The 11,185-nt window shown below is 70.7% G+C and carries 9 protein-coding genes; 6 read left to right on the top strand and 3 right to left on the bottom strand.

Going from position 1 to position 11,185, the window contains the following annotated elements; translation table 11 throughout:
• The first annotated feature begins 74 nt into the window (after window positions 1–74).
• Window positions 75–1,478 (top strand): sensor domain-containing diguanylate cyclase, encoded by a 1,404-nt coding sequence (locus ASF20_RS13045; RefSeq protein ID WP_244476426.1) that lies wholly within the window; start codon window positions 75–77, stop codon window positions 1,476–1,478.
• A gap of 7 nt (window positions 1,479–1,485) precedes the next feature.
• Here the strand turns inward: ASF20_RS13045 and ASF20_RS13040 are convergent, their stop codons facing one another.
• The 3 genes from ASF20_RS13040 to uvrB all read right to left on the bottom strand — a co-directional run bounded on the left by ASF20_RS13040 (window position 1,486) and on the right by uvrB (window position 5,697).
• Window positions 1,486–2,211: a YidB family protein gene (locus ASF20_RS13040; protein ID WP_056274766.1), complete on the bottom strand. Its 726-nt coding sequence runs from the start codon at window positions 2,209–2,211 to the stop codon at window positions 1,486–1,488.
• Window positions 2,212–2,261: 50 nt separating this feature from the next.
• Complete coding sequence (locus ASF20_RS13035) at window positions 2,262–2,645, bottom strand: hypothetical protein (RefSeq protein WP_338011826.1); 384 nt, start codon at window positions 2,643–2,645, stop codon at window positions 2,262–2,264.
• A gap of 103 nt (window positions 2,646–2,748) precedes the next feature.
• Window positions 2,749–5,697, bottom strand: coding sequence for an excinuclease ABC subunit UvrB (gene uvrB, locus ASF20_RS13030; protein WP_244476425.1), 2,949 nt, complete (start codon window positions 5,695–5,697; stop codon window positions 2,749–2,751).
• A gap of 52 nt (window positions 5,698–5,749) precedes the next feature.
• On the opposite strand from uvrB, the gene ASF20_RS13025 reads away from it, so the two are divergent.
• The 5 genes from ASF20_RS13025 to ASF20_RS13005 all read left to right on the top strand — a co-directional run.
• Window positions 5,750–7,369, top strand: coding sequence for a glycosyltransferase family 61 protein (locus ASF20_RS13025; protein WP_056274765.1), 1,620 nt, complete (start codon window positions 5,750–5,752; stop codon window positions 7,367–7,369).
• A 105-nt stretch (window positions 7,370–7,474) separates the two neighbouring features.
• The gene (locus tag ASF20_RS13020) at window positions 7,475–8,032 is read left to right on the top strand and encodes an ankyrin repeat domain-containing protein (protein WP_056274763.1); all 558 of its coding nucleotides are present in this window, start codon (window positions 7,475–7,477) and stop codon (window positions 8,030–8,032) included.
• 71 nt (window positions 8,033–8,103) lie between these two features.
• Window positions 8,104–9,870 (top strand): PQQ-binding-like beta-propeller repeat protein, encoded by a 1,767-nt coding sequence (locus tag ASF20_RS13015; protein ID WP_244476424.1) that lies wholly within the window; start codon window positions 8,104–8,106, stop codon window positions 9,868–9,870.
• A 94-nt stretch (window positions 9,871–9,964) separates the two neighbouring features.
• The gene (locus tag ASF20_RS13010; RefSeq protein ID WP_056222674.1) at window positions 9,965–10,387 is read left to right on the top strand and encodes an acyl-CoA thioesterase; all 423 of its coding nucleotides are present in this window, start codon (window positions 9,965–9,967) and stop codon (window positions 10,385–10,387) included.
• On the top strand, window positions 10,384–11,185 hold an 802-nt coding region (locus ASF20_RS13005), incomplete at its 3' end, for an endo-1,4-beta-xylanase (protein WP_244476423.1). The genes ASF20_RS13010 and ASF20_RS13005, both read left to right, overlap by 4 nt.

The raw sequence follows: 11,185 nt of genomic DNA, 5'->3' as shown, positions 1-11,185 counted from the left end.
GGCTGGGCCCGGCACCCCGGAGGTGCCGGGCCCAGCCGGTCGGGTTCGCCGGTCCGCTGGAATTCAGGGCACGCATGTACCCCAAAGCGAGCAACGAAGCCGAGCGCCTGAGGGCGCTGCAGGATCTCGACATCCTGCAAGCGGAACCCGAACCGCATTTCGACGCCATCTGCCGCACGGCGGCGGTCCTGTTCGGCATGCCGATCTCCTACGTCTCGCTGATCGCGGCAGACCACCAGCACTTCCTGGCCAAGTGTGGCCTCGACCTCGACGAGACGGCGCGCGAGGGCGCATTCTGCAACTACGCCATCCTGTCGGACGACGTGTTCGTGGTGGAGGATGCCTGGGCGGATCCGCGCTTTCGCGAGAGCCCCCTGGTGATCAATCCGCCGCATGTCCGGTTCTACGCGGGCGCCCCGCTCGTCGCCGAGGCCGGGTTGCGCGTCGGCATCCTCTGCGTCGTCGATCAGGTCCCGCGCCGGTTCGCACCGGAGGATCGCGCGCGGTTGCAAGATCTGGCCTCGGTCGTGGCGGCACAGCTCAGCCTGCATCGGGCGAAGGCCAAGCTGCGGGAGCGCGAGGCCCATTACCGGCTTCTCGCCGAGAACAGCTCCGACATGGTGATCTGGGCCACCCTCGACACCGTGCGCCGCTACGTCTCGCCGGCCTCACGCACCCTCCTGGGCTACGAGGCCGAGGAACTGATCGGCACCCGGCCCCTGGACCAGGTCCATCCCGCCGATGCGGAGGCGTATGGACGGCTCCTGTCCGATCTCGGCGCGGAGCGCGTCACCCGGGCGGTGTCGACCCAGCGCTACCGCCGGAAGGACGGCAACTGGATCTGGGTCGAGGTCAATTTCAACCTGACCTACGATGCCGACGGCGGGCGGGCGACCGGCTACGTGGCCGCGGCGCGCGACATCAGTGCGCGCAAGGAGGCGGAATTCCAGATCGCCCACATGGCACGGCACGACGCCCTGACGGATCTCGCGAACCGGACGCTGTTCCGCGAGCGCCTCGTCCAGGAACTCGCCGTGAGCCAGCGTCGCGGGGCCACCTTCGCCGTCCTCTGTCTCGATCTCGACCGCTTCAAGTTCGTGAACGACACCCTCGGCCACCATGCCGGCGATATCCTGCTGCGGACGGTCGCGAACCGCCTGCGCGCCCTGGTCCGGTCCGAGGACACCGTCGCGCGGATCGGAGGCGACGAGTTCATGATCATCCAGACCGGACCCGTGGTGAGCAGCAGCGTCCGGACCCTGGCCCAGCGCCTGATCGAGGTCGTGTCTCAGCCGATCGACGTCGACGGCACCAGCGTCACCGTCGGCGTGAGCGTCGGCGTCGCGATGGCGCCCCAGGACGGGACCGAGCCCGACCTGTTGTGCCGGAATGCCGACCTCGCCCTGTTCCAAGCCAAGGATTCCGGGCGCAACACCTTCCGGCTCTACGAGCCCGGCATGCGCTTCGGTTCGCCCTGACGGGCGGTCACCAGCCCCGGATATCCTCCCTTGTGGGTCGGCGGCCCTGCGGCGTCAGCCCGTTGATGACCTGGGGCAGGGCCTGGGCGAGCTGCGACAGCAGGTTGTCCCGGTCGAGGCCGGTGCGCTGTTGAAGGGCGTTCACCGTGTCCGAACCGAGGGCGTCGGCGAGACGATCGGGCGCCACGGGACGATTCTCGCCGGAGCCGATCCAGGATTCCATGACGTCGCCGAGGCCCCCGCGCTGGAAGCGGTCGATCAGCCCGTCGAGCCCGCTGCGGCCGTCCTGCGCCTCGTGATCGAGATGCGCGTAGGGCCCCGCACCGGCGCTGCGATCCTGAGGGGCCGAGGCACGGTCGCCAGGGCCGTCGAGCATCCCGGACAGGTCGCTGAAATCGCCTTCGCGTCCGGGCAGGGGCGAGGCGTCTTCGCCCCGATCGCGGCCGTAGCCCGGCTCCGGGCCGCGGTCCTGGCCGAAGCCGCCGATGTCACCCCCGTCATCGCCGCGGGGCGGGCGGCCCTCGTCGTGACGGCCGCCGCCCAGAAGATCCCCGAGGCCGCCGGCACCCTTCGACATCAGCAGCATCAAGAGGGCCTGAACGATCGGCGACATCGCCCCGCCGAGCATGCCGCCACTTGAGCCGCCACTCGGGCCGCCGCTTCGCTCGGGCTCGCGCCCGCCGCCGAGCACCTGTCCGAGAACGCCGCCGATGACTTGATCGAGCAGACCCATATGCGCTTCTCCCCTGTGTCGATGAACGATGGCGGCCCCGCGCCGACGCCTCAGTCGCGGCGCGTTCCACCCGTGGCCGCGCGATCCTTCGCCGGAAGGTGGTCCAGCGGGTTCGTACGCGCACCCGGCTTTGCGTCCGATGCGGTGACGGCGGTCGGGGCGGAGATCGCCTTCGGCGGCGCGACCTGGCCAGTCGGCCGCTCGGCGGCGCCCGCCGCGGTGTCGCGGCCGGGCAGGGTGCCGGGCGTCGGCTGATCGTTGGGATTGGCCACCGACTGTGCCGAGGCCGGCCGCAGGCTCGCGGGCCCGACGAGCAGGCCGACGGCGCCCGAGAGGGCGAGGCCCGACAGGAACAGGGCGGTGATCGCACCGCCAGCGCGGGGCCGGAAGGCCGGGCGGCCTGCCCGGGAGCGGGGCGAGAATGGGTGGGTCACGGGACAGGCTCCGAACGGGAGGGGGCGTCTGTTGCCGAACCAAGCCCCGCCGCCGCCGATGGGTTCCGGCCCGCGGCGGGCAAACCGCCGGGGTCCCGTGCGGTCAGCCGCGCTTGCGTCCGCCCCCGCCCTTGTATTTCGGCTTCTGTCCCCCGAGCCCCTGAGTCGAGCGGGCCTTCGGGCGCTCCTGCCAGACCGGAGCGCCGACCGGCAGCTCGCGGTCGGTCCCAGGCCCCATATTGTCGAGGGTTGGCTTGGAAATGCGGCTCTGCTTGGCGCCGAAGCGCCCCGCCTCTCGCTCCACGTCGCCCTGGCGGGTCATGGGATCGTCCGAGACCAGCAACTCCGTGGCCTGCAGGCGTTTCAGTTCGTCGCGCAGGCGCGCGGCCTCCTCGAAGTCGAGATCGGCGGCCGCCGTGCGCATCCGCTTCTCGAGGTCGGCCATGACCGCCTTGAGGTTGTGCCCGATGGTGACGGCGTTCTTGGCGAGCCCCGTATCGACCTGGACGTGGTCGCGCTCGAAGACGCTGTCGAGGATGTCGGCGATGCCGCGCTTCACGCTCTGGGGCGTGATGCCGTGCTCCGCATTGTAGGCGAGCTGCTTGGTCCGGCGGCGCTCGGTCTCGGCCATCGCCCGCTCCATCGAGCCGGTGATGTTGTCCGCATAGAGAATGCAGCGCGCGTCGGCGTTGCGGGCCGCGCGGCCGATGGTCTGAACCAGGGAGGTTTCCGAACGCAGGAAGCCCTCCTTGTCGGCATCCAGGATGGCCACCAGGGCGCATTCCGGAATGTCGAGGCCCTCGCGCAGGAGGTTGATGCCGATCAGCACGTCGAAGGCCCCGAGCCGCAGGTCGCGGATGATCTCGATGCGCTCCAGGGTATCGATGTCGGAGTGCATGTAGCGCACGCGCACGCTGTTCTCGTGCAGGTACTCGGTCAGGTCCTCGGCCATGCGCTTGGTCAGCGTCGTCACCAGGGTACGGTATCCGGCCTGCGCCACCTCGCGGACTTCGCCCAGGAGATCGTCGACCTGGGAGCGGGCGGGTCGGATCTCGATCACCGGGTCGACGAGGCCGGTGGGGCGGATGACCTGCTCGGCGAAGACGCCGCCGGTCTGCTCCATCTCCCACTTGGCCGGCGTGGCCGAGACGTGGATCGATTGCGGTCGCATCGCGTCCCATTCCTCGAACCGCAGCGGGCGGTTGTCGAGGCAGGAGGGCAGGCGGAAGCCGTACTCGGCCAGGGTCGCCTTGCGGCGGAAGTCGCCCTTGTACATGCCGCCGATCTGCGGAACCGTGACGTGGCTTTCGTCGGTGAAGACCAGGGCGTTGTCCGGCAGGTACTCGAACAGGGTCGGCGGTGGTTCGCCGGGCTTGCGCCCCGTGAGGTAGCGCGAATAATTCTCGATGCCGTTGCAGGCGCCGGTGGCCTCGATCATCTCGATGTCGAAGGTGCAGCGCTGCTCGATGCGCTGCGCTTCGATCAGGCGGCCCATCTTCGTCAGCTCGTCGACCCGCAGCTTAAGCTCGGTCTTGATGCCCTTGATCGCCTGCTGGAGCGTCGGGCGCGGCGTCACGTAGTGCGAGTTGGCGTAGACCTTCACGAACTTGAGGTCGTTGATCTTCTTGCCCGTGAGGGGATCGAACTCGGTGATGGATTCGATCTCGTCGCCGAACAGGCCGATGCGCCAGCCGCGGTCTTCCAGGTGGGCGGGCCAGAGTTCGATCACGTCGCCGCGCACCCGGAAGGTGCCGCGGGCGAAGTCCGACTGGATGCGCTTGTACTGGAGCGCCACGAGGTCGGCGATGAGCTGGCGCTGCTCGATCTTCTCCTCAAGCGACACCGTGAACGACATCGCCGTGTAGGTCTCGACCGAGCCGATGCCGTAGATGCACGAGACCGAGGCGACGATGATGACGTCGTCGCGCTCCAGCAGGGCGCGGGTGGCGGCGTGGCGCATCCGGTCGATCTGTTCGTTGATCGACGATTCCTTCTCGATGAAGGTGTCCGAGCGCGGCACGTAGGCCTCGGGCTGGTAGTAATCGTAGTACGAGACGAAATACTCCACCGCGTTGTCAGGGAAGAAGCTCTTGAACTCGCCATAGAGCTGCGCCGCCAGGGTCTTGTTCGGCGCCAGAATCAGGGCCGGCCGTTGGGTCGCCTCGATGATCTTCGCCATCGTGAAGGTCTTGCCCGAGCCGGTGACGCCGAGCAGCACCTGATCGCGCTCGGCTTTCTTCACGCCATCCACCAGCTCGGCGATGGCACGGGGCTGATCGCCGGCCGGCTCGAACTCCGATTTGAGCGTGAAGGCGAGACCGCCCTCGGACTTCTTCGGCCGATCCGGCCGGTGCGGCACCCAGGTCTGGCCATCCCGGAACAGCGGGTTGCCTTCGGTGAGCAGGCGCGACAGCGCGTCCACGGTGGCCGAGACGCCGTCCGCGGCCAGCGAGGTCCCCTCATCATCCGCCGGCTCGACCGCCCCCAGGCCCTCCGGGACCGGTCCGTCCTCCGGGGCGCGCAGGCCCAGGGCCTGGGCGAGGCGCGGATCGACGTCGGCTGCTTCGCCATGGGCGAAGGTCGCCTGCGCGGCTTCGCCGAAGCCCATGCCGGAGGCCTTGTCCGGGACGATCGCCGGGGCCTTGCTGGAAGCCGAGAGCGCCTGGCTCGAAGCCGCGGACGCCTGGTTGGAAGCCGCGGGCGCCTTGGCACGTCCGCGCGGCGGCTTCGGCTGGCCCGGACGGGCCGGGGCCGGCGGCTCGACCGGCGGCAGGCGGTTCCGGTTCAGGGCCGGGCTGAGGAGGGCCGCCAGATGCTCGTCGAGGGGCTGGAGCTCGGGCTTCGACGCCTTGGAATTCGGCGTCCTCGGTGTGGACGCCTTCGTTCCGGAAGCCTTTGCCCCAGCGGCCTTGGGGCCAGCGCCCTCGGCGCCCGCACGCTTGCCGTCTGAGCCCTTGCCGTCCGAGCCCTTGGAATTCCCGACATTCGTGGTCAGAACCTCCGCGTCGGGAGCTGGGTCGGACGCAGCGCGTGGCTTCTTCGGAGTCGGCATGGTGCAAGTATGGTTTCTACCGGCCGCTTGGAAAAGGGTCCGCAGCGGCCGGATGCTGCGCGCCCGTCGCTCCGCCGAGGCCGGAAACACCGCACGGGGCGATTTATCGCGCCTCGCCCTCGTGCCCGCCATCCTCGCCATGGCAACGCGGCCGAGCGCGATCCTGATCCTCTGCGATGAACCCGTTCCCGGACTCGAACCGTTCGGACGCCGCTTCATCCAGGCGCCGATCTGTCTCGTCACCGCCAATCCCGATCTCGCGACCCGGGCTCCGGGCGATGTCACCGTGGCATGCGGCCGCCTGGACGATCGGCGCTGGCTGCGCGGGCTGGCACGCTTTCACGGCCCGAGCCTGATCGTCGACCAGCGTCGCTGTTCCGAGGCCGAACAAGCTTTTGCCTTCGCCGTCCTCTATCCCATGCTGGCCCGGGGCGGCGTCTACGCGGTGCCGGAGCGCACGGGATTCCGGGCGCGCCTGCCCGCCCTGAACCCGTCGGCGCGCCTCCTCGACCAGCGGCTCGCGGCCCTGGGCGAAGGGGGCCGACGCCACGGCGGGTACCGGATGGTGGGTAAGCCGGATGCCGCTCCCGCTTCGATCCGCCTCCGGCCCGCGGCCGAAATCCCGGCCCCCTCGGCGATCTCCATCGATGCGCCGCCGTATCGGCGGGCCCTCGCCGAACTGGTCGGGGCGCCGCCGCGGATCGCCGACTTCGCGGCGCGGTTCTCCGGCTCCGAGGCCGTGCCCCCCGGGGCACGCGTCTACCGATTCCGGGATGCCCGCGTCTTCGGGTTCGCACTGGTTCAGGTGGGCGATGCCCTGGTCGAGGAGAGCCTCATCAACCGCGATCGCGGCGATTATCTCGGCGCCCTGACGCTGGCGCCCGACGGAACGGGTTCGGTTTACCACACTCTCCCCCATCCGCGCCGGGTGTCCGGCCGCACGGTGCATCTCTGGCAGCTCTGGGCCGAGAATTACGGGCACTGGCTCATCGAGTGCCTGCCCCGTCTCCACGTCGCCGCCCGCGCCGGTCTGCTCGACGGCGCCAAGGTCACCGTTCACGCCATTCCGGCGATGGAAACGGTCTACCGGGACTCCCTGGCGGCCCTGGGCATCGGCGCGGATCGGATCGTCTGGCTCACGCAGCGCGAGGTCGTGTTCGCGGAACTGGTCTATCCGACCCCGATCACCCGGCAGCCGATCACCAAGTCGCCCCTCGTCATCGACTCCGCGCGGGAGATCCGCCAGCGGATCGGCCCCCCGGCCAAGCCGCTGGCGGAGCGGATCTACGTCAGCCGCAACCGCAACGCGCGGCGGCGCCTCGTCAACGAGGCGGAGGTGATCGCCGTGCTGGCGGAGCGCGGCTACCGAACCGTTCATCCGGAGACAGAGTGTTTCGCGCGCCAGGTCCAGATCTTCGCCGCCGCACGCTTCGTCATCGGCGGGATGGGGGCCGCCCTCAGCAACCTCGCCTTCGCCGAGCCCGGCGTGCGCTGCCTGATGCTGACCAACCAGGACATGCTCGACGACTTCTTCCTCGATCTCGTCGGCCTCGTGCGCGGCACCTACGTCTGCATCCACGGCAGCAGCGCCGCACCGGATCTCGGGATGCAGTCCGACTACGCGATTCCGATCGACATCCTGCGAGAGACCCTCGACCGCCACGGGTTCTGACGGCGGCCGCAAAGAATCCGCCCCTCCGTTCCTCGACACCTGCGCCCGCGGAGCTAGGTTGCGCACAGGACCGCCGCCGCATCGCGCCCCAGACCGGACAGACCGATGGATCCCGAGACTTCTTCGACCGGCGAGACGTCGCCGAAACCCGAGCTCGACGCCGACACCCTGGCCTTCGCCGCCCGGGTCTTCCAGTACGCCCGCATGGGGCACGCGGAGGATCTCGCGACACTGTTCGGGCAGGGTCTGCCGGCGAACCTACGCAACGACAAGGGCGACAGCCTCCTGATGCTTGCCGCCTATAACGGGCAGGCCGAGGCGACGCGGGTGATCCTGGAGGCGGGCGGCGACCCCGAACTCGCCAACGACCGGGGCCAGACGCCGCTGGCCGGCGCCGCCTTCAAGGGTGACATGGCCATCGCCGGCCTGCTCCTCGCCCACGGCGCCCAGGTCGACGGCACGGGGACGGGGAGCCGGACGGCCCTGATGACCGCGGCCATGTTCAACCGCACCGAGATGGTCGCGCTGCTCCTCGCCCACGGCGCCGATCCGGATGCCCGGGACGGCTCGGGGCTCACCGCCGCCGCCCTGGCGGGCTCCATGGGCGCCGCCGACACGCCCGCGCAGCTCGCCGGGGCCGGACGCCCGGGCGCAACGGGCTGATCGGAACCGTTCCCGTCCCAGAATCCGCTGCGGATCGCCCGGCCACGGGGCAACCGAGGTGAGGAATGCTCATGCCGAACACGTTTCGCCGCGGACTCACCGCCCTCATTCTCGCGAGCCTGCCGGGAGCGGCCCTGGCGGCCGACGACTGGCCGATGTTCGGCCGCGACCACACCAACCAGCACTTCTCGCCGCTCACCGGGATCGACCGGGGCAACGTGAAGGCCCTGCGCCCGGCCTGGATCTTCCAGACCGGCATCACCGGCTACTTCCAGGCGGAACCCGTGATGGTGGACGGGACGCTCTACGTCTCGACCACCCAGAACCACGTCGCCGCCCTCGATGCGCGCAGCGGACGGGTGCTGTGGACCTACACCCACAAGGCGCGCACGGAGAAGATCTTCGGGCCGCCCTCCAACCGGGGCGTGGCCGTCTCCGGCGGCAAGGTCTTCGAGGCGACCATGGACGGGCGGATCATCGCCCTCGACGCGGCCACCGGAAAGGTCCTGTGGGACCACGAGGCGGTGCGCCCGGAGGAGGGAGAATCGGAGACCGCCTCGGCCCTGGCGGACACGCTCGGGGCCGGTACGGTCCAGGGGTCGAGCCGCCTCGGCTTCAAGATGCCGCCCCTGGTGGCCGACGGCCTCGTCATCGTCGGCGTCGCCGGCGCCGGCTACGGCCTGCACGTGGAAGACGCCAAGGGCGGCCTCGACGGCGGCGCGGTGGTGGGCATCGAAGGCGGCTACGGCCGCCGCGGCTGGCTTGCGGCCTACGACGCCGCCACGGGGGCCGAGCGCTGGCGCTGGTACGTGACCAAGTCGGACGGCTGGGAGGGCGCCTTCTCGGCGACCACGCCCGACGGGGTGCCGCTGCACCGGGACATCGCCGCCGAGAAGGCCGCCGCCCCGGCCCACCCGGAAGCCTGGCGGGTCGGGGGCGGCTCGCTCTGGATGACGCCGGCCTACGACCGGGATCTCGGGCTGATCTACGTCGGCACCGGCAATCCGGCGCCGCAGAATTTCGGCCTCTCGCGCCCGGGCGACAACCTCTACACCATGAGCCTCGTCGCCCTCGACGTCCGTACGGGGCAGTTGCGCTGGTACTATCAGCAGGTCCCGCACGACGAGTGGGGCTACGACGTGGCGAGCCCGCCCTTCCTCCTCGACCAGCCGACGCCGCAGGGCCCGGTCAAGGCCGTGGCGCAGGGCTCGAAGACCGGCTGGCTCTACGTCCACGACCGCATGACGGGGAAGCTTCTGGCGAAGTCCGAGCCGCTGATCGCCCAGAAGAACCTCTACGCGCCCCCGACCGAAACCGGAACGGTGGTCAGTCCCGGACCGCTCGGGGCGATCTCCTGGCATCCGGTCGCCTACGATGCGCAGCGGGGGACCGCCTTCGCCCAGGTCCGGCACGGAGCGACCACCTACGTGGTCCGAACGGTCCCCGCCTCGGGCGACCGGCCGGCGATCCGCTACACCGAGACCACCGAGGCCAAGGGCGAACCGAGCTTCAGCACCCTGACGGCGGTGGACCTCGCCCAGGGCGGCGCGATCAAGTGGACGGTGAAGGGCGGCAGCCGGCTCTCCGGCGGCACGCTGGCCACCGCCTCGGGCCTCGTCTTCTCCGGTGAGGAGGACGGCCATCTCGACGCCCACGATGCCGAGACCGGTGCGATCCTGTGGCGCTTCCAGTGCGGCGCCGGCATCGGCGGCCCGCCCATCACCTACGCCCTCGACGGCCGGCAGTACGTCGCGGTGGCAGCCGGCGGCGCCTCCTTCACCAAGGGGTCCGGCTTCGGCACCGGCGACGCCATCGTGGTCTTCGCACTGCCGGATTGAGAACCTGGCCGCTCCACGGCCGATGTGAGATGACGGCGCGGGCGGCGCACGGCTTGCGTGCGCCGGTCCAGCGCAACCAGAGACCCTCTCCTCCATGACGACCGACGCCTCCGCATCGCGCCAGCCCGACGACCGCGGCCCGCCCGTGGTGCGCACCATCGCGATGCCCGCCGACACCAACCCGGCCGGGGACATCTTCGGCGGCTGGCTGATGGGCCAGATGGATCTCGCGGCCGGCAACATCGCCGCCCGGCGCTCCCGGGGCCGCTGCGCCACGATCTCGGTGGAGGCCATGACCTTCCACCGACCGGTCATCGTCGGCGACGAGGTGAGCATCTACGCCTGGATCGTGCGGGTCGGCCGCACCTCCATGGGCATCCAGGTGGAGGTCTGGCGCCGGGAGCGCGAGGGCGAGGAGACCATGAAGGTCACCGAAGGACTCTTCACCTTCGTGGCGATCGGCCCGGACCGCCGGCCCCGGGTGATCCCGCCGGAGCCCGAGACCGCCGGGGCGTGAGCCGTCCCGGCCCCTCCCGCCGAGCCGTCCTCGGCGGCGCTCTCGGCCTTGCCGGGAGTCCCGTCTTCGCAGCAGGGCCCGGCTTCGCCGCGGCGCCTTCGTGGTCGGAGGACAGCCTCCAGGCGGCGGCCGCGCGCAAGGGGGTGGCCTACGGCTCGGCGGTGAACGGAACCACCCTGCGCCAGGACCCGGCCTACGGGCGCGCCCTGGCGCGGGAGGCCGGCATCCTCGTCTCCGAGAACGCGATGAAGCTGACCTATGCCTGGCGGGCACCGGACAGCCTCGATTTCACCTACGCGGACGAGGTCGCGGCCTTCGCGGAGACCAACCGCCAGCGCCTGCGCGGCCACACCCTGGTCTGGCACGAGGGCCTGCCGGCCTGGGTCGGCGAACGGCTCTCGGCGGGGGAGGGCGAAGTCTTCCTGCGCCGCTGGATCGGCGCCATGGCCGGTCGCTATCGGGGGCGGATCGAGGCCTGGGACGTGGTCAACGAGATCTGCGGCCCCCAGGACGGGCGCCCGGACGGGCTGCGGCGCACCCCGTGGCTCGCGGCGCTGGGGCCTGCTTACGTCGATCTCGCCTTCCGCATCCAGCACGCGGTTGCACCGGACGCCGCTGGGGTCTGGAACGAGAACGATCTCGAACTCGACGCGGACTGGATCGACCAGCGCCGCGCGATGGTGCTGCGGACCCTGGAGGGGATGCGCCGCCGCGGCGTGCCGATCCGCCGGCTCGGCCTGCAGGGGCACCTCTACGCGAAACACCCGCTGAACCAGGACAAGCTGCGCACCTTCCTGC

Origin of the sequence: Methylobacterium sp. Leaf88, from assembly GCF_001422795.1 — a bacterium.
Classification (GTDB): Bacteria; Pseudomonadota; Alphaproteobacteria; order Rhizobiales; family Beijerinckiaceae; genus Methylobacterium.
Note: the sequence above shows the minus strand (reverse complement) of the source record. Positions and strands in the feature narration are given on the sequence as shown.